Origin of the sequence: Halobellus marinus (assembly GCF_032113415.1) — an archaeon.
GTDB lineage: Archaea > Halobacteriota > Halobacteria > Halobacteriales > Haloferacaceae > Haloquadratum > Haloquadratum marinus.
This window is the reverse complement of the sequence record NZ_CP134946.1, coordinates 2,305,491-2,330,087: the sequence shown is the minus strand read 5'-3', so window position 1 is coordinate 2,330,087 and position 24,597 is coordinate 2,305,491. Positions and strand designations below refer to the sequence as shown.

At 51.2% G+C, this 24,597-nt stretch carries 17 protein-coding genes and 3 pseudogenes; 12 read left to right on the top strand and 8 right to left on the bottom strand.

Features of this window, described 5'->3' with window-relative positions; genetic code table 11:
* Positions 1-86 precede the first annotated feature (86 nt).
* Both RJT37_RS11615 and RJT37_RS11610 read right to left on the bottom strand, forming a co-directional pair.
* Entirely contained in the window at positions 87-899 is an 813-nt protein-coding gene (locus RJT37_RS11615) for an aldo/keto reductase (protein ID WP_313684609.1), read from the bottom strand.
* Positions 899-1,609: a sugar nucleotidyltransferase gene (locus tag RJT37_RS11610; protein ID WP_313684607.1), complete on the bottom strand. Its 711-nt coding sequence runs from the start codon at positions 1,607-1,609 to the stop codon at positions 899-901. Before RJT37_RS11610 ends, RJT37_RS11615 begins: the two co-directional genes overlap by 1 nt.
* A gap of 261 nt (positions 1,610-1,870) precedes the next feature.
* Here RJT37_RS11610 and RJT37_RS11605 point away from each other — a divergent pair, with 261 nt between their 5' ends.
* Positions 1,871-2,983, top strand: coding sequence for an alanine racemase (locus tag RJT37_RS11605; protein ID WP_313684605.1), 1,113 nt, complete (start codon positions 1,871-1,873; stop codon positions 2,981-2,983).
* 46 nt (positions 2,984-3,029) lie between these two features.
* On the opposite strand, the pseudogene RJT37_RS11600 reads toward RJT37_RS11605, so the two are convergent.
* Positions 3,030-3,913 (bottom strand): annotated as a pseudogene (locus tag RJT37_RS11600) (IS1595 family transposase).
* A gap of 133 nt (positions 3,914-4,046) precedes the next feature.
* Here RJT37_RS11600 and RJT37_RS11595 point away from each other — a divergent pair.
* Complete coding sequence (locus RJT37_RS11595) at positions 4,047-6,128, top strand: hypothetical protein (RefSeq protein ID WP_313684603.1); 2,082 nt, start codon at positions 4,047-4,049, stop codon at positions 6,126-6,128.
* Between the two features lie 38 nt (positions 6,129-6,166).
* The gene (locus RJT37_RS11590; RefSeq protein ID WP_345785367.1) at positions 6,167-7,168 is read left to right on the top strand and encodes an N-acetyltransferase DgcN family protein; all 1,002 of its coding nucleotides are present in this window, start codon (positions 6,167-6,169) and stop codon (positions 7,166-7,168) included.
* Positions 7,169-7,721: 553 nt separating this feature from the next.
* On the opposite strand, the gene RJT37_RS11585 is transcribed toward RJT37_RS11590, so the two are convergent.
* The gene (locus RJT37_RS11585; protein WP_313684599.1) at positions 7,722-8,582 is read right to left on the bottom strand and encodes a formyltransferase family protein; all 861 of its coding nucleotides are present in this window, start codon (positions 8,580-8,582) and stop codon (positions 7,722-7,724) included.
* A 135-nt stretch (positions 8,583-8,717) separates the two neighbouring features.
* On the opposite strand from RJT37_RS11585, the gene RJT37_RS11580 reads away from it, so the two are divergent.
* Together RJT37_RS11580 and RJT37_RS11575 are read left to right on the top strand one after the other, a co-directional pair.
* Entirely contained in the window at positions 8,718-10,271 is a 1,554-nt protein-coding gene (locus RJT37_RS11580) for a glutamate-cysteine ligase family protein (RefSeq protein ID WP_313684597.1), read from the top strand.
* Positions 10,272-10,418: 147 nt separating this feature from the next.
* Entirely contained in the window at positions 10,419-11,234 is an 816-nt protein-coding gene (locus tag RJT37_RS11575) for an IS5 family transposase (protein ID WP_313684595.1), read from the top strand.
* Positions 11,235-11,500: 266 nt separating this feature from the next.
* Here RJT37_RS11575 and RJT37_RS11570 read toward each other — a convergent pair.
* Positions 11,501-12,613, bottom strand: a pseudogene (locus RJT37_RS11570) (IS4 family transposase); the annotation flags it as partial.
* 593 nt (positions 12,614-13,206) lie between these two features.
* On the opposite strand from RJT37_RS11570, the gene RJT37_RS11565 reads away from it, so the two are divergent.
* The 7 genes and pseudogenes from RJT37_RS11565 (at position 13,207) to RJT37_RS11535 (ending at position 20,906) form a co-directional block, all read left to right on the top strand.
* Positions 13,207-13,368, top strand: coding sequence for a hypothetical protein (locus RJT37_RS11565; RefSeq protein WP_313684593.1), 162 nt, complete (start codon positions 13,207-13,209; stop codon positions 13,366-13,368).
* Complete coding sequence (locus tag RJT37_RS11560; RefSeq protein ID WP_313684591.1) at positions 13,365-15,119, top strand: asparagine synthase-related protein; 1,755 nt, start codon at positions 13,365-13,367, stop codon at positions 15,117-15,119. The genes RJT37_RS11565 and RJT37_RS11560 overlap by 4 nt, the downstream gene beginning before the upstream one ends.
* A 186-nt stretch (positions 15,120-15,305) precedes the next feature.
* Positions 15,306-15,668: pseudogene (locus RJT37_RS11555) on the top strand (transposase domain-containing protein); the annotation flags it as partial.
* 280 nt (positions 15,669-15,948) lie between these two features.
* The gene (locus RJT37_RS11550; RefSeq protein ID WP_313684589.1) at positions 15,949-16,389 is read left to right on the top strand and encodes a hypothetical protein; all 441 of its coding nucleotides are present in this window, start codon (positions 15,949-15,951) and stop codon (positions 16,387-16,389) included.
* A gap of 324 nt (positions 16,390-16,713) precedes the next feature.
* Entirely contained in the window at positions 16,714-18,561 is a 1,848-nt protein-coding gene (locus tag RJT37_RS11545; RefSeq protein WP_313684587.1) for an McrB family protein, read from the top strand.
* Between the two features lie 4 nt (positions 18,562-18,565).
* Positions 18,566-19,804: an McrC family protein gene (locus tag RJT37_RS11540; protein WP_313684585.1), complete on the top strand. Its 1,239-nt coding sequence runs from the start codon at positions 18,566-18,568 to the stop codon at positions 19,802-19,804.
* 190 nt (positions 19,805-19,994) lie between these two features.
* Positions 19,995-20,906: a glycosyltransferase family 2 protein gene (locus RJT37_RS11535; RefSeq protein ID WP_390209153.1), complete on the top strand. Its 912-nt coding sequence runs from the start codon at positions 19,995-19,997 to the stop codon at positions 20,904-20,906.
* Between the two features lie 140 nt (positions 20,907-21,046).
* On the opposite strand, the gene RJT37_RS11530 is transcribed toward RJT37_RS11535, so the two are convergent.
* From RJT37_RS11530 to RJT37_RS11520, 3 genes are all read right to left on the bottom strand, one after another.
* Positions 21,047-21,304 carry a hypothetical protein gene (locus tag RJT37_RS11530; protein ID WP_313684581.1) on the bottom strand — a complete coding sequence of 86 codons (258 nt, stop codon included), beginning with the start codon at positions 21,302-21,304 and terminating at the stop codon, positions 21,047-21,049.
* Between the two features lie 163 nt (positions 21,305-21,467).
* Positions 21,468-21,725 (bottom strand): hypothetical protein, encoded by a 258-nt coding sequence (locus RJT37_RS11525; protein WP_313684579.1) that lies wholly within the window; start codon positions 21,723-21,725, stop codon positions 21,468-21,470.
* Positions 21,726-21,937: 212 nt separating this feature from the next.
* On the bottom strand, positions 21,938-23,638 hold the full coding sequence (locus RJT37_RS11520) for a DUF5797 family protein (RefSeq protein ID WP_313684577.1): 1,701 nt from the start codon (positions 23,636-23,638) through the stop codon (positions 21,938-21,940).
* Between the last annotated feature and the right edge of the window lie 959 nt (positions 23,639-24,597).

Genomic DNA, 24,597 nt, shown 5'->3' with positions numbered 1-24,597 from the left:
ATACCCCGTATTACCCGCATCGTTAACGATAGGATCTAATATGGGAATTTGTTTTGAAACCAGATGAATCACTAACATATCAGAAATTACCAAGGAGAAAAATCATAGTCAACACACCGTTTTGTTCGCTGGATTTGATCAATTCTTCTTATGTCATTTTCAGATAATTCAATATTATGAAGCGCATGATTCTCGTGGAGATATTTCCTTCTGGATCCTGGGACAGCCGCTACCCGGCCCTTGCTCAAAATCCATTTCATAACGACCTTTGCTCGGGATACACAGTTTTCATTAGCGATGTCTAATATCGTCTTATCGTCAAAAACCCCACCTTGACAGAAGGGTGTATGTGCCACGAACCAGATATCATTTTGATTGGTATACTCGACAAGATTCTTGCGTGGCAAGAACGGATGCATTTCCCCCTGTACAGCAAAAATTGGAGCGCCAATCACTGATCTAGCCTCTTCAACCAGGTCTACGGTGAAGTTGCTTAGGCCAATATGTCGTATGGTATTATTAGAGCGAAGTCTCTCAAGTGCAGGAAGCGTTTCTTCCGGCACATACTCGTGGGCTGGCCAGTGGACATAAACTAAGTCTATTCTGTTTATATCGAGCGCATTAAGACTAGCAGAAATCGACTGCTGTACACCTTTCTCAGACAGATTGTCAGAGTGAATTTTTGTCGCTAAAAACACCTCTTCACGTGGTATGTCTGCCCGATCGATTGCAGTCCCAATTGCAGCCTCATTCTCATAGTGTCTTGCTGTGTCAATATGACGATATCCCTCATTCAAAGCAGCCTGGACAGTCTTGGTACACTCTTTCTCAGACCTAAGGGATCCTGTCCCCAAACCAATACGGAAGGAAAGGTTGTCAGCTGTTGGATTTGGGCCCATTAGTTGTCTTGTCTTCTTTGCTCCCTCACTTGTGCTGCTGCCTTGAATATCCCTTCAGGTGTTCCAGCGTCAAACCACTCTCCCTGAATGATCTCGTAATCAATCTCTCCTCTGTCCAAGTAGAACGAATTAACATCGGTTATTTCATACTCGCCACGATCGGAGGGTTGCAAACCCTTAATAACGGAAAAAACGTCCGAGGAATAACAATATAGCCCGATAGCTGCATAATTGGATTGTGGTGACTCTGGTTTTTCATTTAACTCGACTATATCCCCGTCATCAAGGACAGCAATTCCATACGCAGAGGGACGATCAACTTCCTTGAGGAATATTTTCGACTTACTTCCATCTAGCTCAATGTCTGAACCTGATAAATCCTCAAATATAAGATTATCGCCAAGTAACACAACAAAATTGTCATCTACAAAACCTTCAGCTAGAGAGATTGCATGCGCAACTCCTTTAGGTTCATTTTGTACTCGATACTGAAAATCTGCATCAAAGCGCTCCTCAAGGAGGGTGATATATCTGCCGGTATCTTCGACAGTACTTATTAATAGTATCTCATTTATCCCCGCACTTATGAGCGTCTGGACAGGATGGAAAATCATTGGCTGATCATATATTGGAATAAGATGTTTATTCACGACTGCTGTAGTGGGGCGGAGACGTGTACCTCTTCCTCCAGCCAAAACAACACCCTTCATACCTCCGATATTGTACAAATTCTCAGTAAAAAACCTTCGGCATTTCCTTCTACACGAAATCATACATACTATATACGTCACCGTTGAAGAAAGGCGCCAGAGTTTATACAGAGATATGTTCCGCTAAGGCACCAGTGAGTGGTGGATCTGTTCTCTCTTGATAGTTAATCTAAACTCCCGGACCCATATTTATTCTTTAAGATGATGCGGGTATTATTAATACTGTATCCTCATATATCTCTACTTATGCCGCAGACCTATATGAGTCAGTGGCCGGGGTTAGGTGATGTTAAAGAGGATATACAAACACCATCACTCCTTCTCTATGAAGAGATCCTCGAAGAGAATATGCAGTCGTACTTTAGATTTGCTAGGGATAGGGGGGTCTCCCTCCGCCCTCATGTGAAATCACATCGGATTCCAGAGCTGGCCCAGAAACAAGTGAAGCAGGCCGAGTCTGGAATAATGGTCCAGAAATTATCTTTAGCTGAAACGATGGTACGCCATGGACTGGATGATATTGTTATTGTTTGCCCAGTAGTTACTCAATCAAAGCTGGATCGGCTAATGTGGTTGGCAGAACAAGCAACTATTTCTATTGTAGTTGATGGATATGAGAATACACAGGCTCTGGAAGAAGCAACTGAGGGACACAACCAGGATATTAATGCTCTGATAGAGGTAAACGTAGGCGCAGACCGCACTGGCAGTGAACCCGGTCAGGAGACTGCTGAATTAGGGGAGTATATAAACTCAACTGAGTTAATTAAATTTTCTGGTGTCCTCGCCTATGATAACCATATTCTCTATGAGTCAAGCTCTCAAGAGGAGTTCTGCGCTATGGCTGATGAAGTATTATCCAAGTTGAAGTCAACCGTGGATGAAATAAAAAGGAGGGATATAGAAGTCCCAAATGTTCTAGCTGGAACCTCGGGTACATCACGACAAATGTGTAAGGAGTCAGTAGTCACAGAAATCAATCCAGGACGCTATCTGCTCAATGACGCCTCATTCATTAAGCATATTGACAGAGTCCAGAAGGAAGATTGTGCAGCACGTATACTAACCACTGTAATCTCAAAGCCGACGTCAGAGCGAGTGATAATCGATGCAGGTGCAAAGACGTTTTCTTGGATGCATCATGATCAGCCAGTTTGTGTTAATGATGAAGAACTTGAGTATGTTGACTTCTCTTCCGAACATGGAATCATCGATACTAGTGATGCCCAAATTGATCCTTGTGTAGGAGACCAGTTGGAATTCATAGTTGGGAATATTGATGCTACGATTAACTTGCATAGCCAAGCTATTGGGATAAGAGACGGTGTCGTGTCCTCAGTCTGGAGTATTCCTACAGAAGGTCAATGCCGGTGAATAACTAATTACGCAATACGCTCTTGTGGCGTAGATTGTTGGTGAGTTAGAGTACTGTTTCGAGGATGGTTTTCAGCGCTTCTTTCTCTGGTTTTCGGAAGACCTCACATCGGAGTTGGAACGCTCTGAGGTACGGCGTGAGTCGTCTTTGGAGACGCCTCGATGCGGCGAGAGCCACCGTCGCGCCAGCGACGCGTGGCTCTCGCAGGTATTCACGTGTACGTCTCCATCAACGTACTCCCCGTCGCCGTGGACGACGTATTCGTGGTCGAATTCGTCGTCCTCGTCAAGTGGGTTGTACGCTCGAAAGCCGTCAGTATAGACGGTGAGCGACTCCTGCTGGCGGTCGGCCAGCAGGAGTCGAATCATCGATTCATCGGCGGCTTTCGCTGGGATCACGTATCGCCGTCCAGTCCCACGATCCGCGAGAATGAACACAGGTGGCTTGTCTTCGGCGTATGTTCCACGTCCGCGCGTGGACAGGCCACGCGAGCGCGACGGCCCGTCGCGCTCGCGGCCTTTTCGTCCCGCTTTCACATAGAATTCGTCGATTTCGACGGGGCCTTTGAGGTGTGGCCGAGGCGCGTCCAGCGCTCGCAGGAAGCGCTGGACGCGCCGATAGATCGTCTTGTAGGAAACGTCGATTTCCACGTCTAACTGTCTGAGGCTCGTGTTGAAGCGGATGTAGGTGTAGACAGCGAGAAACCACTTTCTGAGTGCCACCGCCGAGTGTTCGAAGACAGTGCCAGTCTGGTCGTTGAACGTGCGGTCGCAATTCTTACAGCGATACCGCTGAAACACCCGATAGCTGCCGTACCGAATCACAGATTCGGCACGGCAGCGTGGGCAATAGACGCCGTTACGCCAGCGAACCTGCTGTAACAGGTTCGCGGCTCGAGACTCCGAGACGAACGTCTTGATTGGGAACATCGTTCGTCGGGTGACGCGGTCGCGTCACCCTTGCCCGCTGTGACTTCCAGCTACTGCTGAGACCTGACCAACAATCCTCTACCCAAGAGCGTTGAGGGAAAGGTCTATTATCTGCGCAAGCTTGCTTAGCGCAATGGTAGATACAGACCTCGAACATAAATTTTGCCTACATCCAAGTGAGGAAAGCGATATAACACAAGTCGAGAAGTCGCCTGTATTCCAACAGGGTAGATGGTACAATACTAATAGTGACGATGGAAAAATTACGTACAGTCTATCTGGCAAGTCAATTACTAAAGACCAATATCTCTGCTTTGATTTTTTACAGCTAGGGGAGAATGCGTCAGTATTTGAGTTGTTGTTTATCGATGACTCAGGGAATGTGCTTGATAAAATTCCAGAGTTAGTTTGGGGTCGATCAGATGAGCGGTTCATTATGAATATCCGCACCCTACCGGAGTGCTCTGCACGAATTCGTCTTCCTCTCGCTGATCTTGAAGATCATACAGTAAAGAAGACCCGAGAAGGAGCCTGGTTAAGCTCCTATTTGGGTGGCAATAAGCTAGCTGCAGAAAATGTAGAAGAGATTGTAATACGTATAAAGGAAATTCGTGGTGAAGAAGCCACGTGGTGTCTGTCACCACTATATATTTCGGAATCAGAGCCTCCACGAGAGACAGATCCATATCTACCGCAAGATAAACTGTTAGACAAATTTGGGCAAAGTACGACTGTAGAATCATTCGAGACTGTGTCCCATGAGAATGAACTGACTACTCTCCTTCAGGAGAGAGCGCAAACCTCGGACACACAACAATGGCCCAATACATATTCAAAATGGGGAGGATGGAAAGCAAAACAATTTGAGGCAACAGGGTTCTTCCGGACCAAGCACGATGGGAGAAGATGGTGGATTATTGACCCAGATGGCCATCCTTTCTGGTCATCAGGTGTTTCCGCAGTACATCCAGTCATAGAATCAGCGTATGCCGATCTCGAGTCAGGGGTTGAATGGATTCCAGATGAAAACGGATCGTTCTCTGATGGCCGGCTTGATGGAGGTGATAATCAAGATTCTTCCCACAGTGATAACGATGAACCTATAGTCAACTACCTATCTACAAACTTTATCAGGGCCTTCACTGATGAGAACTGGCGGTCAAGATGGAGGGAAATAGTCATAGGGGATATCTATGATATCGGGTTCAACACAATCGGCGCTTGGTCTGATGAGAAGTTGACCTCTGAGACCTCACAGCCGTACACACGAACTCTCGAGTATAACTTTCCAGGGGTACCAAATGTTTACAGTGATTTTCAAGATGTTTATCACCCAAATTTTGAGGCAGCAGTCGACGAGTACGCACGTCCATTAGAGAAAACATCAGATGACGAGCAATTAATTGGATACTTCTTGGGGAACTATCCAGACTGGACGGTTTTAGAGCGCGATATTGCATCGGAAATGGTCCTGTCAGAAGGACAGTGTGCGAGTCAGCGAAAGTTAGCTAAGAAGCTACGCGAGAAGTACGGGAGCACTGAGGCGTTATCCGACAGTTGGGGGGTAGAAATTACATTTGAGCAGATTGCACGAGGATCGCCCCTTGAAAGGCTGCCAGAAGGAGCCCAAGATGACCTCTGGGAGTTTAGCCAGGATATGGTCACTCGTCTTATCAGAACAATCGATGCTAAATGTAATAAGTACGATCAGAATCACCTTAATCTAGGCCTTCGGTTTGCGGATTTACCACCGGAATGGGCAATGGAGATTTTAGAGAATATAGACATATTAACAACATATATCTACTCAACGACCGTATCGGAAGCTGACTCAACAGTATCACTCAAAAAGGTGGCTGAAGAATACAACCTCCCAATACTGATAGGAGAGTGGCAATTTGGTGCCCTTGAATCTGGTGTCCCATCCCCAGGACTATCCACTACTCAAACACAGGAGGAACGGTCACGAGCGATGCGTGTCTATCTTGAGGATGCAGTTAGTAAACCATGGTGTGTTGGGGCTCATTATTTTAGGTGGTATGATAATTCAGCAATAGGAGGAGGGCATGGAGAGAATTTCAATGTCGGAATATTTGACACATGTCACAGGAGATACCGGCCGGTTGGCGAGGCGTTTCGTGAGACTCATGAGCGCCTCTATGGAGTCGCAAGTGGCAAATATGAGAAGTATGATTGTCAACCAGAATATCTTTGAGCGTAAGAAATTAATTGGTCCTCCCAGATATGAATTTTATGCGCATAGTAATCCTAGCACACGGACAACTTCCTTATCACGCTAAAACAGCGATCGGACTTCTTCGATATAGTAGAGATGAAATAGTTGCTGTTCTTGATAAAGAGAATGCTGGGGGAAATACCTCCGACTATCTTGATTACGTTTCTGATGTTCCGATTGTGGAATCAGTTGAAGACATATCTGAGGATTTTGATGCGCTGTTTATCGGTGCCTCCTCTATAGGAGGTGGACTTAATCAAGAATGGCGCCATGATATCTGTTCAGCGCTCAAGCGAGGTTGTTCAGTATATTCCGGATTACATTACTTCCTTAGTGAGGACAAGGAATTCAGTAACTTAGCTGATGAGTACGGTGGAACTCTTTATGATATTCGACAGCAACCCGATGATCTATCGGTGAATAGGGGCAGGGTCAAGAATCTCGAAACAGAGATCGTCTTGACGGTGGGGACAGCTTGCGCAACGGGGAAAATGACAACAGCATTAGAGCTAGTAGAAAAGACAAGAGAAAGAGGCATTGATGCTGGTTTTGTTCCAACAGGGCAGACTGGAGTTATGATATCAGGAGGTGGGATTGTTATTGATGGGGTAGTCAGTGATTTTGTGGCAGGTGCCGTTGAAAGGCTCTGCTTGGAAAGATCCAATCATGACATATTGTTTGTCGAGGGTCAGGGTTCGATCATTCATTCTGGAGCTACAATGAGCCTCATTCATGGATCGATGCCGGACAAACTAGTCCTATGCCATGATCCCAGCCGAGATACTATCGTAGCCTACGACGATTCCGAACTTCCACCCGTTTCAAAGATTGCCAAATTATATCAAGACAGTGGTTCGATAATCAGTGAAGCAGAGCTGGTTGCTGGGGCACTAAACACGCAGTCATTATCGGTAGAGGATGCTAACGATGCAGTAGAGGCTTTTTCGAGGGATATTAATGTCCCAGCTACAGACCCATTGCGATTTGGTGTAGACAGAATAATAGATGAGATAATTTGAGTACTTTCTTAGATATGTCTGAGAATCAGACTGAACAGCCTTGCCGTGGGTAAAACTGGTTCCAGTGTGTCGTTCCTATCGACCAAGATACTAACCCGAAGCATCCGTCTTTAGTTAAGGGATCGCAGGGCAGCAGTATTATTCCTTCTCTGTGCGAGTGGCTGACGATGACACACTTCAAACGAAGGTATTCTTCTGGCACCACTTGGACGAAAACATGACGAATAATCTGATCCGTGATTTTCTGCATCAGGTCCGCTTGAAACTTGACGGATATATGACGTTTCTGTGAAACCATATACTGTCCGTACAGCAAACAGAATCAAGCGATTCTTCGAGAATACGATCAGAGGGACAAGATCCGCTTACCAACGGCGTGTCCTGAACTGGACCCGTATGAAGATGTCTAAGACTGGACGAAACTGAACGACATGAGGAAGGTAACACCCAAAAGTTTCGAGAAGTTGGTTTCCCGAAATTCCAGCACCGTGATCATATTCACGATGATGCTACCACTAGGCGGAGATCGAGGTCATCGAGTCTTAGTAGATATTCACACCTCTGGCTCAATTATGAGTTTTTCTTCATCAATTTCCGGATGTTTGACAATTGGTACATCAGATATCCGGCTATCCAGTTTACTCAGATACTCACTAATCATACCATCGTCGAAGTTTTCGTATAGTTGTTTTGTAGCCTCAGGATTATAGTCATCAGAAGTGTGATAATTCTCCTCCTCTGGTTCAGGAGGCTGGTCAATTGAGTGAAGGTCCTCAAACGACCGGACCAACTCAGGATATACTTGCCCGACATCTGAAATAAGTCTGTTTCCAATATCGTGAGGTCCATCATCAGGATGGACTCGGGCACGCAGTTGATGGATTATTTCGCCAGTATCAATTCCTTCATCAATATGCATAAACGTTGCTCCAACATATTCCGGCTTGCGATTCACAAGTGGCCAAAAATTACTCCCTCTACCACGATTATACGGAGATAGACCTAAATGTACATTAAGAAACCTTCCTTCATATTCGTTCAGGAGTGGGTCTTTGACAAGAGAACAGCCATATGAAACTAACAAGTCAGGGTTAAGACTAGTGATTTCTTCATAATACTGGCGTTCGTTAATGTGCCCGCCAGGAATGTCAACAGGAGAACTATAGTCGGGGGTGATATTTACGAATGGTCCAAAGTAGTCATGCTCCGACTGAGCACGCCGTTCTAAATGATTGATTCTAACAGCTTCCTTGTTTTTTCGGGCTTCTTCAAGTAGTTCGCTCCCTGAGGTATGTTCGACCCCTGTTTCACAGTAGGTTCGCAATACATCAATTCCCTCGGCAAGCCCGAATAATTTCCGAATGAAACTATGTCTCAAAGCACCCCGAGTGAGAATCACTATTTCCTTACTCATAGTTCCAAACTGTAAGTGACTGATTTATATATGTATTTGTTGAAAATGCAAAAATCAGTGTCAACTGTATCTCACCGAGGACCCCTGTAGTCTTGCGATTTATAATCCCCGAAATTGGTCGCGAAGGGTAGAAATATGGGGCTTTATCTTATTGAGAGCTATCTATCGGACATGGAGCAACTATGGGAGCGAGTTGCTGCGCTTAAGGAGGCAGATTTCAACGCTTTCGACAAGCAGGTGCAAAAGGAGACAGACAGGCTCAAATCAGCCCTCAACAGTGGGACCTTCGACAATCCACGGGCAACCATCGGACTCGAATACGAATTTTACGGTGTTGACGAATCCTTTGAGGCCTTACGTCGTGTTCCCCGAACAGTTTTCGAACACATCGGTTTCGGAAAGGAGCTTGGGTTGCACAACGCCGAGCTCACGACCAGTCCACAGCCGCTCGGCCCCCACGGGCTAGCAGCTATCCAGAACGCAGTCCAGTCGGCAGTCCTGACGGCCCAGGCCACTTCCACGCGCTGTGAACCAATCAAACTGGCAAGCGACGGGTTCTGGACAATCCCACCAAGTGGCGAGACAGCCGTGGGGTATCTTGACTCTGCGGCGGAGCGATACGGCGTAATAATCTCGTCGAACATGAGCGGGTCACCCCAGTATCACGCTCAGTCGAACGTATCGACGTACGAACCACAGTGTCTGATCGACACACCGAACGTGAGCTTTCACTCCAGAACGATCATGCCTGTGACGCTCACAACCTCAATCCAGCCTCATTATCAAGTACCTGTTGCAGCTGATTTACCAACGTATTTCGGATACGTCCTCCGAATCGCAGGGCCGCTTGTTGCGCTTGCAGTTAACTCCCCGTTTTTTCCGCCGTCGCTGTACGACGAGGACGCTACTGTCGAGAGCGTCCTTACTGACGGCCACCTAGAAAACCGTGTGTTGGCCTACGAGTCTGTTATGCGCGATCCGAATAAGCCTGACAAGGTCCGGTTTCCCCGCGACATCGAAAGTATGGCAGAGGCCGTCGATCGCCTGGCTGGAGACCCTCCGATCGTGCCGCTGGAGCTCGATTCCGGAGATCGTTTTGACGACCAATTCGCGCATCTACGACACAAGCATGGGTCGTACTGGCGGTGGGTCCGTCCCGTCTTTGAGGGCCCATCGAAGTCAGCCGCGAACGTACGCATCGAGTTTCGGCCGCTGCCAGCCCAGCCGACAATCCGGGACTCGGTGGCCTTTCTTGCGGTGTTTGCTGGACTTGTGCACGGACTCGTTCATGCCGACCATCCCGTCGTCGAGTTGCCGTGGGAGACGGCGCGTGAAAATTTCTATAAGGCTGTGAGTAACGGGCTCAGTGCTGATCTCGCCTGGATCACCGCCAATGGCCAACGAACAAGCAACACAGAAGAGATTTACGCCGATCTTTTCGAACATACTCAGCGAGGTCTCGAGCGTCAGGGATTCGGTCCTGAGGACGCTGCACGGGCTTTCCGACCTGTCCGCGAGCGAGTCGACCGTCGCATAACACCCGCAAGCTGGAAATGCGATAGACTACGCCACCACGCCGAGTACGGTGAGACGCTCGCAACTGCCGTGACTGCTGCCCAGCGGGACTATCTAGGTGAACAGGCCGACACGCTCGCCGAGGGAGTCTTTACTGACTGGGCGGGTGTCTAGACACTTCTTGATGGCGAGATGCTTAATCCACTGGGAGAACAGTTTGTTCTATGGATGCCTTGTTTTGCCGCTAGCTGACTGTAGTTTCAGACGCTCTCACAGGAAAATACCGTCAAGCTAACCGGGAATTGGACGCCGTCTGGCGATATGGGATCGCTCAGACGGCTCGCTCGGATGTGTCGAGATCTTGCCAAACAGCACGTAGATGACCCTGACGTACCCGCCGCGCCGAACGGCGCGGACGGGTACGCCAAGTGGACACAGATTGCGTTGATTTTGTTCCGCGTTGAGTTGGAGAAGAGTCTTCGTGAGACTGAAGACTACCTCAACGAGATGCCCGGTATCCTCGCCGTATTTGATCTCAACGAGGCACCACACTACAGTTCGTTCTGCCGGTGGGAAGACGAGTATCGGATGCGTGAACTCCGCCGCCTGCTCCGCGCTTCGGCGGAGCAGGCGGGCTGGAGTGGTGAAGCCGCAATCGATGCAAGTGGCTTCCAGCGTGATCAGACCAGCTATCACTACCGTGACCGTGCGAACTACTCGTTCCAGTCGATGAAGACAACCATCTTGATCGACGTGAACTCGCTAGCGATCAAAGACGTTCATTTCACGACACAGAAGGCGTGGGACGGCCACATCGGGATGCAGGTCTTCCGCCGGAACGCGGAAGACCTGCGTGTATTGTTCGCTGACGCGAACTACTCGTGGGGCGAACTCCGTGAGGAGTGTCGCTCGAACTCAACGCGACCACTGATCAAGCACAGGGAACAAACACCGTTGCAGAAGGCCCACAACGCCCGAATGACCGAGGATTACAACCAACGCTGGATGAGTGAGACGGGCTTCTCGCAGTTGAAAGAAGACGACGGCGAGAAGCTCCGCTCCCGGAGCTGGCACGGCCAGTTCCGGGAGCTGACTCGGAAGTGCATCGTCCATAACCTAACGCAGGCGGCGAGTTAGGGCTCGCCGCCTGCTCCCCTTCTCCGGACGTATCCGGGAGAGGCATCGCCGTCGTCACCGAAACAACGAAGCAAGATACCATAGTTTTGACCCTTCGGCAACCGCTGTCAGTAACAGCCGCTGTATCTTCTGACTGTAAGAACGCACCTCTGACAGCGTGAGACTACAAACAATCGACCCTACCCCGTCGCTGTCTTGCGTTCAACAAGGCATCTATGGATCAACCTCTTCGTCGCCGGTAAAGGGTGAGAGCCATTCGTCTTTAGTTAGGCCTCACCTCTCGGCTGCGTAGCGGTAGCGAGTGTTTCTTGCAGTATCGGTCGTTGCTGGTGGATTTTTTGTGCATCCCCGATCAAGCCGTTCCAACAACGGTGGCGGCGAGTAGCCGATGTACTCACCGAGTTCACAGAGGATGAGTTGGGCGTGCGACCGGAAGGTCGCCGCCCAGCGTTCCGGCGGAAACACGATTTCATTGTCAGTCTGCTCAGTGACCAGAGCCAACAAATTATGACTCACTAACAGCGATAGCAACGCCGGATACAGCAGAATTTCCACGATGTACGTCTTGCTCGTGTCGAACTCGTATAGGTTGTACCGCGGCTTCAGTTCACGAAACAGCAGTTCTACCTCCCACCTAAATCGATAAATCATCGCTAGATCTGCCGGCAGGAAATCGTCTCCCGGCAGATTCGTGATGTACAGATGGTAGTCGTCGGCGTCCACGTTGCAGACGCCGACGACACGGAAGTCTTGCTGTTATGCGATTGCGTGTCCGCGTACTTGCGTCGCTGAAACGTCGCTTCTACCTCCACGTCAATGTGCTCTCGGTAGAGATCGTCCACGACATCTTGGATCTGCTCGCCTGCTAAGGGAATGGCGTCGCCACGCCATTCCCGTAATTCCCTCGTCATCTCCGGATTTGTGTTCGGCTTCAGCCGACTCACAAAGTAGCCGTCGTTCTCGTCGCTCAACTCGAAGCGGCGGTACTTGAAGTACGCTAGATCGAACAACACCAACTGATCTTCCAGCCGAGACCCCGTGGAAAATTCGGTGCCGTCGTGTTCTTTCTCGTCAGTGACGCTGAACCGATCAATCGTCTGGTCGGTGACGTTGTGGAGCAGGTGGAGTCGCGCTCCACCCTGCTCCACTCGCCATGGTTGGTAGGTGTCTGCGAGGAACCGGTACAACCGTAAAACAGTGCAGTCAGCGATCATCACGTCGCGGAACCAGTCGATGTTCGCGTCGACAGTACTTCACACGGTAACCTCGTCGAGCACGGCATCAACGAGGTCACGCAGATACTCCGCAAGCGTCGGTATCAGCCGCTGATAGAACCCGCTCGGTCAGAGTGAGGCGGTGGAATTGTAACTACGATAAAAACGTTTTCAGTCATAGAGTACTCAGAAAATGGACCGCCTCATCCTTATCTGAACACCGCCGGTCAGCAAGAATGAAGACGTGGGTTGCCCCATAGAGAGTTCACGACATCATGGAGGTCACTCGATTGCGACGTTTGGTCTTGCCCTCAACGTTCATGCACCGGCCAATCACGCGAGCTTGATGAAGCTGAATACGACCGATTCACCGAATCTATCCACGATTCTCCCGAAGAAGACGTCTTTGATTCGCTTGCATCTATAGAGCCACCAAATATCTACAACACTCTTGTGAAGCAGGTTGTTGATATCGAGCCCGGTCTTCTGTGAGATTCCCAGACCGCTGTTCAAGCTGATCCAAACGTGGTTTAGAAGCAACTCGTGCCGTGTTGGCTACTCGGCTAAATCGCAAGACAGTGATCCATCAACAATGTACTTCACAAGAGCGTATCTACAATTATTTCTGTCTGTGAGTATAATTATGCCACCTAGAGCGGCTTGATCGAGTTAACCTTGACTCTATTCAAGTTACTATTGAGAATTGAATAACGGTTCTCTACCCAAGTATATATGTAAGTGGTGCAGACATATGCGGTATGGCGTATACGGGGACAGATCCAGATGGAGGAATTGGATATGTGACTAAGGATGATCCGGACCCAAAAGAGTACGTCAAATCTAAAGTCCAAAATATAATTGCGAAAGTGGCTGGTATATTTAAGCCAACTTCAAGATATGGATCCGAGGAGGATGAATGACCGGTCTGTGTGCCGCATATGGAGACTCTGCTTCTGTCAGAGATACCAAGCAATTAGCAGAGGTGATGGACTATCGTGCATTAGGCGGCTATGATTGTATCTCGTTTTCAGACTGTACTCTTTGTCATTTACACTATAATTCGACAGACAAGCCGCATATAGACTCGCAGCCATTTGTTGAGGATAGTGCTGCAATTACTTTGGATGGTAGCATTGATAACCGAAGCGAGGTGCAAGATATACTCCGTCAGCATAGTACCACCACCTATGCTAATCTGACAGACGCCGAATTTCTCCTCTCTGCATATAGGGAGTTAGGTGCTGATTCCTTCAACCACATCTATGGGTCCTATGTTGGGGTAATCTACGATCGGACTACAAATAAAACCATTATCTTTCGTGGTTTATCAGGGGGTAGACACCTATATTATGCTAAAGAGGTACGGGGAAATACTACTCTCATAGCTTCAGAGGTCGAGGCATTGCTGCAACATCAAGCGGTAAATAGTACGGTCCATAAACAATCTGTATCAAATTACATATCTGGATCTATTAGTAGACAGCCAATATCCTTCCATTCTTCTATCGAACGGCTTCGTCAAGGCGAATACGTAGTGATCTCCGGTAATGAAACATCTCATCATCGTGTCGTAGCCAACGACGATCCAGTGGATGATTCAGGAGGATATTGTGCTAGTCAACTCCGCACGCAGATTACCCAAGCAATAAGCGATCGGGCTAAGAGTAAAAAGTCCGCTGGTGTGATGTTGAGTGGAGGACTAGATTCTTCAGCAATTGCTGCTGAGATGGCTCGACAGAAGGGAAGTCAGTCTGTCAAAGGATATTCCCTAATTTTCCCAGATGAAGAATCAATTGATGAGACCTCCAACATTCGTTCCCTGACCCAATCTTCAAACATTGAGTGTATTGACCTCCGGAAATCTGTTAAGCAGCTTTTTGACGAATACAATCCATTCAGGTATACATTCGGTCACCCATGTATCGATATGAGTTTGCCAATATTTGAAGCGATATTTGACCGGGCCTCTGCAGATAACATTGATATTCTTCAGACAGGTATTGGCGGAAACCTCCATGATGGGAACCGGCTATTTTATTCTGATTTAAGCTCCCTCGGAGAGTATCAAAAGATTGCACAAATTTCTAACGAAGACAGCGTATCTGCTTTGACTATCATATTGTATGCGTTGCTTCCGAGTATATTTTCGACTACTAGGGCGATTACAGAAATAGATAAACTAAATTCGTCCCCACCATCTCTTCATGAAAACGTTCTACCAACACATATGGAACGTTTTAGTCGACTAGAAACGCTCCGAACGTACATTAATTTAACTAACCCATACATGGATTATGCACTTGATGCCTGCCGACAAGTTGCATTATCACACGGAATAGAACTTCAGCATCCATTTTTGGATGGCCGCATTCTCAAAGCGTTGTTCCAAACACATCCGGCTGATCGGTTTAAAAACGGGTATTGGAAGGCCACATTTCGAGACGCTGTACGTAACTTACTTCCACAGGAGATAGTACGAACGCCGGTGTCAGAGAACACCTACAACCGTATCTCTGAACAATTTTCAAAGTTATATATTCAAGAGATGGATACAGAACGTCAAGCAGGTCGAAACACATCTAGCCAAGAGGAAGTATGGAGGAGAATCTGTGCGACAGAGTGGGTTAGAGAGGTTAGTGTTAACGGAGAAATAGATACACCACTTTCCTGACTTCGGTGAGTATGTAGAGCCGCTTACTTTGGCTTTGGTTTACCCAACTAATCGACTACACCTTCGCTGAATTAGCTGTTTGGGGTGGAAACGCGGTCGTGTTTAGTTAAGGATGAAGAGTGAGGCGGCGTGATTTTGTGGTGGTCTATGCCAGAAATCAGCCGCCTCAGCGGATGTACAGACTAGATTGATTTGGAGTTGTTGGAACGACAGCGGACACCTGAGCGTGCGATGAAGCTCAGTATTCAACTCCAGTTAGCGGGACTATCGCTGTCGAATACCGTCTCTATTCTCGAAGAGTTGGGTGTCGAGCGATCTCGCAAAGCAATCCACGACTGGGTGCAGAAGGCCGATCTACAGCCCGCAGAAGATCGAAGCCCGAATCACGTTGCGGTTGACGAAACCGTGATTCGAATCAACGATCAGCAGTTCTGGCTGTATGCTGCGGCTGCTCCCGATACAAACGACCTGCTGCATCTGTGGTTATTTGTAACGACAACGACTGCACTAACCGAGATTTTTCTGCGAGAACTTCGCCAGAAACACGACTGCTAACAATCTCTAATCGATTCCTGCCGGACCGAACATCAGGTCTTCACATTGAGATCAACCGTAACCAAAGCTGAATCTCGACGAACGTGTTGGTCAACTTCGTCCAGTAAGTGAAACACATCGGAGTAGTGGCCGCCGAAACACGAGGTCACAGCAGCGTGGGCAGCAAGTACGATCCAGCGGGGAAACTATGGATAGTTCGGGATCGGCAAGCGGGGAACTCGGCACTCCAGTACGTAGGTTTATTTGAGGCACTCGTGAGGCTGTGAATATCGAGATGTCTGAACGTTCAACGGAGGCGCTTGTTTCGGCGTACCTCTCGGACCGGGCGTGGGACGACCGTCGTGAAGCGGTGGTGAAGACGTCTGATATTGTACGGGAGACAGCTTCCGCTCTTCTCGAATCGGGGGTGGTTGGAACGCAGGAGTTGACCGCGTTGTATCGGCTCTGTATGAATGACAGTACGTACCCTGTATCGAGTAAGCGCAGTGAAATCGACGAGTTAGCCATTCCAGAAGAGACGAAGACATCACTCAAAAACCGCGTTGATGAGTCCGTTGGGACCGTTGGCGGGTTGCTGTTCCCTGTTGAGGTACCGGACGACGTCGAAGACGCAGTAACCGAGTGTCTTGACCAGTTATTGGCTGCGGACGATGGAGAGCAGTTGGACGATGCGGTACGACGGTTGGCGAGTGTGGATCTTCCAAACGTGGAATGAGGGAAGATCTCGCCGATCCTCTATTATCTGCATCCGGAGTACTACCCGGTCGTGAACAATATGTCTCGCTCCGGGATGGCGGAGTATTTTGCTGAGGAGATCTCGAATTCGCTCGCTGACTATCCGGATACTGCGGCGACGTATCGGTCGGTTCGGGATTCCTACGGGTTTCAAGATAATTTCCGGGATTTGGACTACTTTTTCGTGTGGGTGAATCAACGCGAACGGACGCAGGAACGCGTGTCAGTGGCGACTGACCGGTCGTATTATTGGGTGAATCAGGGGAATCAGGCTGAAATCCGGGATGAGTATATTCGAGCGAAAATGGATGGGGTGTGGCACCACGATCTCGACCAGGTTGACGCAGGGGACGTGGTATTCCATAATTTTGAGGATGAGTTGATCGGGATTTCGACGGTCACTGACTGGCGGGAACAGTACGCCTTCCAGGATGCGACGTTCCAGCGGGTCGGGGTTGAGTTCCAGTGGTTTGACGAACCCGTGTCGGTCGATGCTGAATTGAAGGGGCAACTCGACGATCCAGAGTTCCAGCAGAAGTACTATCCGGTGAACTCTGAGGGGAATTTGAAACAAGCGTACTTAGCGACGTTATCGCCCGCTGCTGCGGAGTTCCTGTTGGATCGCGTTGAGGGGTGGAGTCAACTCCGGACGGTAGACGCGGACCGAGAGGCCAGGAGTCCGATTCCTGAAAAGCCGGATGAGGCAACGACGTTAGCCCGGCAACTCGAAGACGAGAAACAAATCGTGCTGTACGGGCCGCCAGGAACGGGGAAGACATACACGGCGGAGCGATTCGCTCGATGGTGGGTCGCACAGCAAGACCACAGTGTGGCTGTCGAAGACCGGGTTGAGACGGTCACGTTCCATCCGTCGTTCACGTACGAGGACTTTATTGAAGGGTTAACCGCGGAGGCTAGCGACGACGGACAAATCGCGTATGAGGTTCAAGATGGGATTCTTAAGCGACTGAGTGAAACGGCGACCGACGCGTATGAGGAGGCGCAAGCCACCGGGACAGATGCACCGCGGTTCGTCCTCGTTATCGACGAGATCAACCGTGGGAATCTCGCGCAGATCTTCGGTGAAACGATCACGTTGTTGGAAGCGGACAAACGCGGCACGACGACGGTTCGGTTGGCCCATTCGGATTCGGAGTTTACGCTCCCGCCGAACCTGTACGTGATCGGGACGATGAACACGGCGGATCGGTCGATTGCGCTGGTTGATGCGGCGTTACGTCGACGGTTCCGTTTTATCTCGCGTCCACCGGCGTTCGACGCTGTGGTTGACGCATACGGTCTTTCTGAGGCGTCTGTAGAGGAGGGGAATGCGTTCGAGTCGCTGCTGGCGACGTCGATCGCAGCATTACAGGAACTGAACGATCGGATCGTCCAGTCGGCTGATCTCGGGAAAGGCAAGCAGATCGGGCACACGCGACTGTTCGGTGTCGACGCTGCGGAGGACATCCGTGATGTGTGGCGATACGATATTCTGCCACTGTTGGAGGAGTACTACTTCGGGCAGTTCGACCGGATTCGACAGGAATTGTTCGACGGCGGCGGCGAGGCGCTTTTCGACTGGCAGCGGAAACAGATCCGGGACTTCACCGTGCACGAGTTAGGCGACACGTTGAGTGCGTTCGTTGAGGGAGATGTTGAACTTCCGAGTGCCGCGCGGCGTACTGGTGGGGCCTCGGAGAGGACGCGGAGACAGTGGGACCGGGACACGTTCTTCGATACGATCGAAACGTCGTTCGATGACGAAATCACGGCTGTCTGCCGGGATTTCTTCGAGTTCGGGAGTACGGAAGCCGACCGCGTCGGGTACGGCACGGGGAAACAAACCGGGGCCGCGCAGTTCTACTGGGACGCCTACCGGGACGGTGATTACCTCGTGTATGAGCTTCGCACTGACGGGACGCTGCAGTTCCGGTTCTGGGGGGCCGAAAAGTACGACCCGGAGTTGTTTGAGGTGTTCTTAGACCGTATCAGACCGGTGCTTGAAGATCCAATCGACGTCGAGTACTTACTGTCCGAGGAGTTCACACGGTTACAAATCCCGCTTGAACGGGTACAGGACGACGAGTCCCGAGAACGGGTGAAAGAGGCGATCCGGACGTTCGTGACCGATGCCGCAGACCAAGCACCCTAACAGGATGTCATCAACTGCTGGTGACACACGGACGATCGAACTCGGGGAACACGATCGTTCAGCACCGCTTCGACTCTCCGAACCAGTACTAGAGACGATCGAATCACGGATTAACGAGTCAGCGACGCGACTGGGCTACGAGTACACCCAAGACGGGCGCGTCCGGCTGTCCTCATCATCGTACGTCGGGCTCGTGGCACTGCCGAACGGAACGCAGGTACGGATCAGACCGAAAGCTGCGGGCGGGAATTCCCTGCGATTGTTGTTGTACGCACACGGAGCGACATCGAAGACGATCGATGCGACGGTCGAAGCGCTGCAAGGCGACGTGTTCTTGGACGCGATCGGATCGTTGTTTGTGACGCGACTACAAGCACTCCTCAACCACGGCTTAGGGAAGAAGTACCGGACGACGGAAGCGCGTGAATCCCACCTCCGCGGGCGGCTTGACCTGCAGCGACAACTCGCCCGCGGCGGTGTCGGTGACTCTGAGTTCGCAGTCGAATACGAGACACTCACACACGACACGGTAGCGAACCAAGCGGTACTCTACGCGACACACGTGGTCGCCCGCCTTGTCACGGACCGCTCGCTGCAGAATGCGCTCCGGCAACGTGAACACCAGCTCCGACGAGACGTGACGCTCAGACCGGTCCACGGCGCGGAATTAGAGCAGATCCATTTAGATCGCCGCCACGACCATTACGAAGACATCCTCCGCCTTGCGAAGATCATTATTCAGGCGTCGTTCGTCGATAATCTGCAGGGCGGGACCCAGGAAACCTACGGGCTGCTCGTGAATATGAACCGGGTGTTCGAATCGGTCGTTGAGCGTGCCGCAACTGAAGGAGTTACAGATGCGGCGTGGAGTGTTGAGGCGCAATCTCACATCACCGGGCTCGTCACTGGCGGCCCACCGACAGTCAATATGTATCCGGACTTCGTGATTCGTGACGACGACGGACAGGTACGACTCGTCGGCGACGCCAAGTGGAAAACCGGATCACCGAGTCAGTCGGATATCTATCAAATGACCTCATATCAACTGGTGGATGATGTACCTGGGCTCCTCTTGTACCCTTCCCAGGACGGCGCGATGACGACAGACTACCGCGTAGACGACCGCCTTTCCTTGTACTTGCGAGAGTTACCGACAGCACACGACGTGACGGACTCCGAGTCACTCGGGGACGTATTATCAAGTGCGGTTACCGCTGTAGTCGAATCGCTCACGATCAATTGAGTGGCTGTACAACACTGTGTGGTGTGGCTGGAGTGCTCGTCAGAGACAGCACGCGAAACTCTCTGCTGGTCCTGAACTCACTCCTATAGAGGGGGGGTAGAAGAGTCCCCGCAGCCGAGGTAGGAAGCGTTCAATATAGTCGTAGCATATATCGAACGACTTTTGCGATATTTCCACGAGACAACAAACGATCATGTCCCCGCCGACAACCGTCCTCCTCCCGACAATAACGTGGTCGCCGGTCATCGCCGAGATCGCCACGCAACTCGGCCCATCCGATGAATTACTCATTATCTGTGACGACGCGTCTGATCCAGTTGCCGACTATGACGAGGAATTCCAGAACGTGCGGATCATCGTGGCTGGCGAACCCACGGGCTGTTCTGGCAAAGCACACGCGCTCGCAACAGGGATGGACGAAGCAACCAACCATCGCATCGTCTGGACTGACGACGATTTCCATCATCCTCAGGATTGGCTGGCTACGTTCCACGAGGCCTACGACAATCATGGACCTGTTTCGGAACTCTACTTCTTCGTCGGGAACGACCCTCTCTCAACGCTGCTTGAACCGATTTACGCCATCGGCGGTACGCTCGGGACGTACGCTGATGACAAACCGTGGGGCGGAGCCGTTATGTTCGAGCGTGATGATCTCGATTTGGAGTCGTTCCTCCGGGACCTCCGACGGACTATTAGTGACGACCAGTTGCTCTCAGAGTATCTAGAGACGACGACACTCAAGCGGATTCACCGGGTTGAGATCGGTGGGACAGTCCGTGAGACGCTGGAACGACACGTGCGGTTCACACAGATCATCCATCAGCACAACCCCTGGGATACGGCCACTATGGGCCTCGTTACGTTGCTGCTCGCAGCATTCAGTTTTGTCGCCCCTCTGTACGCAGGAATCGGTGTGACTCTCTTGGCCGCAGGTGTGTACACGTACTTCGGCGTTTGGCGCTGGACGGCGCTGCTGGCCTCTCCCGCTATCATCCTCCAGGTACCGTTGCTAATATACGCACTTGCACGCCGCACGTTCGTCTGGGGCGGGCGCCGCTACCGATGGCAGAGCAAATTCGACGTGGAAATCGTCGAGTAACCCTTTCCTCTCCTGTCCGTCACTAACATCGAACAGTAATGTGACCAGTACGCACGCAGACCCTCACGGCTGATTCGACAGTAAAACAGCGAAATAAACACCGTGGTACCCTTTCTATGACACCCTGGGAGCCTTCTAGGTTACTGTTTTCCCCGAAGCAGGTCGATTTGAGACCTCAGTTCCTCTTTTTCCATCTCAGCATCACCGCGCTCGCCTTGTTTTTCGATAGTGGTAGACTCTGAGAGTCCACCCGCAATCTTTTGCAGATCGGTGATTTTCTTTCTGTTCGCCTGACGCGGAGGCTTCTTTTTAGACGGCGCGATGGCGGCATTCTTCGCGCGGCGAATGCGTCGGAGTTGTGCCTTGATTTCTCGTTTACTTATTTTCTCAATAGTCACGATGACTCGACTTCGTCTTACCTGTACTTAAACACTCATAGCAATTCAGCATCCCTCCACCGATTTGGATGGATTCGCAGGTACAGCACAATGAGTTAGTCGCACACAAACGCGTGAAATACAGCCTTGTACAGCGTTCTATAACACCATCTCCTATCCGGTCTCACTCGGGATCCCGCGTCGTCGTATGTGTAGGATGATCCGGGCCATCAGTCACGGAGACGGTGTTGCCGTCTTCGTCAAGAATGATGATTGACTCGCCGCGGCCTGCCGTCGTTTGCGGCCCCTCGGAAAGGGAGTCGATTTCCGTGATTTTGTACGCGAAGTCGTCGTCGGAGGGTGCTTTCCACTCGTCCATTTTGATCACGCTGTACTGTTTCTCCTCGGGGTGGAGGTCCTCGTGGTCCTTCCAGCCAGCCATACGCGGTATGTCGTGAATCAGCGTGAAAAGACTCAGGTGTGAGAGGATTCTGGACACTGCGGGTGGAGCCCTGACCGGGAGAGACGAACTGGACGGGCGTCGGGGTCGTGCCGATGGGTGCTGGTACCCTACCACCGCGTGCAGGTGGGAGCGGTCAGTGATGCGATACTCATTCGGGGTGAGTTTCAATCCCGCCGAATTGCGAAGCGATGCTATGATCGTGTGGCAACCAACTGTCGAGCTTCCGCTGTCGGTCGAAGCATCCGGTTGTCGTCGCGTCGGTAGTAGCCGTCGAGTTCGGATTCGAGATAGGCGTGAATCTCAGCCCCGGTCTCCACGTCCCACGCGTCGGCCAGGTCACTGTTCGTCGCCGGTGCGAGCTCGACAAGGTCGCTGAGTCGGTTGAGCGCCTGATCGGACAGGGTGTGTCCAGGTTCAGCGTCGTGATGCTGGGTGAGCGTGTCGAGCAGGGACACTTCTTGAGCGAGTTCGTCGTCAATGGCGGCTGCTGTGTCCGCAAGGTAGGCCTGCATCGTTCGAAATGTCGCTTGGTATTGGTCCGGAACGCGAAGCGGGTCGGAATCCCGTTCCCACTGCCCGTCTCGCTGATCGTGCATCGGTGTCCAGTCGTCGTCACCGCGGACAGCGGTGAGCCATTCGTGAAGCGTACTAGCATACCGGGCGAGACACACTGCTTTCCGGATCCCGGTTGTCTCGAAGTACTCCGGGGATGTGCCATCGAGTGTGATCTGGACCCGGTCTGACTCGATGGTTCCGTCGATCTCCTCCCAACTCGCCACGAGGTCGATCTGGTCGGCTGGCGGGCCAGCGAGACGGACGAGGATAACTCCGCCCCGGGTTTCGCCGTCGGTAGTCGGCGACGGGAACAGTGTTGCGACGGACAGAATGTTCCCAGTCGATCGGTCCGCATTTGGGGTCCCGTAAATCGCGTCAATGTCGACGTCTCCATCCAGCTCTAACTGTAGGTCGAACACGAGTGGCGTGACCATATACTCGAATTCGTCGTCGAGTCGTTGCTTGAACTCGGTCGCCGAGTGGACGAAGTGGTGGTTGGCTCCGCGGACGTTTGAGAGCGAGGCAGCTAACTCAGGGTTTTCGTCGAGTCCCATTCCGACGAACGTGGTGTGGATCCCTCGCGCTGCCGCTTCGGTGACCGTTTCAGTGATCGTGTTCTGCCCGGTCGCACCGGTATTCGGCATCATATCGGTGAGGAATACGATCCGGTTCTCGACCTGTGTTGGATCTGCGCTGTCGTAGTCACCGAGGAGATCGATCGCTGTCTCAAGGCCTGCACTCATATTCGTGCCACCGCCTGCGGTCACGTCACGAATGTGCCCCCGAATCGCGTCGATTTCCGTCTCTCCGACGAGCGTGAGGGGTTTGGCGACGTGCGCCTGCGAGTTGTAGAGCACGACGCCGAACCGGTCGTCTGCTTCGAGATGCGTGGTGAGGGCTGCGAGGGATGCTGTCGCCGCAGCCATTTTCGTCTCAGTTGACGGGGAGTCTACTGACCGTTGGTGCCCGGTTTCATCGTAGTAGTACTGATCGAACTGACTGTTCATCGATCCGGACACGTCAAGTACGGCGACCAGATTGAGTTGACGACGTTCGAATGCGTCGACGCCGATCGTCGAATTGAGGCCGACTGTCAGGTAGTGTTCGGTCTGGCCTGTGAGTGGATGGGTGGTGACAGCTGTACTGTACGACGGGTAGAAGAGACTCGCACGATCGGTGCGGTCATCGCCAGTATCGAAGTAGTAGTCGTAGAACAACCCCTCGGTCGTGAGCGCGTCTTCTCCGGGGAGGTACCCTTCAGCAATGTTGTCACGGAAGTTATCGACGTCTTTGGCGCCTCCGGTCGCCATCCCGAGAGATTCCGACGCATCAGCCATCGACGAATTCAGCATCCTATGCTCAACTTGGTCGTTAGCCGGACGCCCGCCGTGTTCGAGATATCGTTTTAATTCACCATCAAGGATAGTAAGCGAGCACGACTCACACTGATAGTGAGGCTGCGGGGCGTGGGGACGCTGTCTTGTGTCTCGAAACGGTCGCCACTCGTCGCTGTCCGACAGCCGCTGCAGTTCTGACTCACTGGTGAGCACGAGATGTGAGCCTTCGTATCCGTGTTGTCTGAGCGCGTCACTGACCGCCTGTGGGGATGAGTGAAGTCCAGGAAAGAAGGTCAGCTCCGAGCCACAGTCAGGGCAGGGATGGGATGCAGCTTTTTTGAACTGAGCAGGGAACGCGTCACGAACGGTAAAATCAAGGTCGACACCGAGCCCATATTCTATGCGGTACGTCTCTTCGTCTACCAATGACCGCCGTTGGTCACCCACACTCCCGACGACGAATTGATTCCCATCGGTGTCTTCAACTTCGAATAACCCAACACCAGGTGGAGAATCAACACGGCTCAGAACGGAAACCTTGATTTCTGAAAGATAATGGCCGTGAGTGATCTCAGATTTACGTCCCATCTTGTACCGTGGGTCGCGTAATTGTTTATAGTTAGTGTGCGGGACTCAGTATAATCTTGACAGGATCTTGCTGCCAAGGGTTTGTCACTGTGTAACACGGATCCAAAGATACTGCTCTGTGAGAGGATTAATTCTTTCACCTGACTGGTCGGACGAGGGTTCGTGGTTAATCCGGCGCTCATCTGCGGCGGTCGCGTGCAATACCGGTTCTCGAAATCCGTGGATGAAAAAGTCCGCAACGATGTGCTCCCACGGATCCCCGCCGACCGGTGGCAGGACCTCAATCGCCCACTTCCTCTCCGGTTCGACACGTCGCTTGACGCGGTAGTGCTTGAGGTGTTGCCGCACTGTACCGGGTCGTTTCGCCGGTT

What these genes read in the sequence shown, in the direction of transcription:
- RJT37_RS11615 (WP_313684609.1), bottom strand. Translation starts at nt 899, where the DNA reads ATGGGCCCAAATCCAACAGCTGACAACCTTTCCTTCCGTATTGGTTTG.
- RJT37_RS11610 (WP_313684607.1), bottom strand. Translation starts at nt 1,609, where the DNA reads ATGAAGGGTGTTGTTTTGGCTGGAGGAAGAGGTACACGTCTCCGCCCC.
- RJT37_RS11605 (WP_313684605.1), top strand. Translation starts at nt 1,871, where the DNA reads ATGAGTCAGTGGCCGGGGTTAGGTGATGTTAAAGAGGATATACAAACA.
- RJT37_RS11595 (WP_313684603.1), top strand. Translation starts at nt 4,047, where the DNA reads ATGGTAGATACAGACCTCGAACATAAATTTTGCCTACATCCAAGTGAG.
- RJT37_RS11590 (WP_345785367.1), top strand. Translation starts at nt 6,167, where the DNA reads ATGCGCATAGTAATCCTAGCACACGGACAACTTCCTTATCACGCTAAA.
- RJT37_RS11585 (WP_313684599.1), bottom strand. Translation starts at nt 8,582, where the DNA reads ATGAGTAAGGAAATAGTGATTCTCACTCGGGGTGCTTTGAGACATAGT.
- RJT37_RS11580 (WP_313684597.1), top strand. Translation starts at nt 8,718, where the DNA reads ATGGGGCTTTATCTTATTGAGAGCTATCTATCGGACATGGAGCAACTA.
- RJT37_RS11575 (WP_313684595.1), top strand. Translation starts at nt 10,419, where the DNA reads ATGGGATCGCTCAGACGGCTCGCTCGGATGTGTCGAGATCTTGCCAAA.
- RJT37_RS11565 (WP_313684593.1), top strand. Translation starts at nt 13,207, where the DNA reads ATGGCGTATACGGGGACAGATCCAGATGGAGGAATTGGATATGTGACT.
- RJT37_RS11560 (WP_313684591.1), top strand. Translation starts at nt 13,365, where the DNA reads ATGACCGGTCTGTGTGCCGCATATGGAGACTCTGCTTCTGTCAGAGAT.
- RJT37_RS11550 (WP_313684589.1), top strand. Translation starts at nt 15,949, where the DNA reads ATGTCTGAACGTTCAACGGAGGCGCTTGTTTCGGCGTACCTCTCGGAC.
- RJT37_RS11545 (WP_313684587.1), top strand. Translation starts at nt 16,714, where the DNA reads ATGGATGGGGTGTGGCACCACGATCTCGACCAGGTTGACGCAGGGGAC.
- RJT37_RS11540 (WP_313684585.1), top strand. Translation starts at nt 18,566, where the DNA reads ATGTCATCAACTGCTGGTGACACACGGACGATCGAACTCGGGGAACAC.
- RJT37_RS11525 (WP_313684579.1), bottom strand. Translation starts at nt 21,725, where the DNA reads ATGGCTGGCTGGAAGGACCACGAGGACCTCCACCCCGAGGAGAAACAG.
- RJT37_RS11520 (WP_313684577.1), bottom strand. Translation starts at nt 23,638, where the DNA reads ATGGCTGATGCGTCGGAATCTCTCGGGATGGCGACCGGAGGCGCCAAA.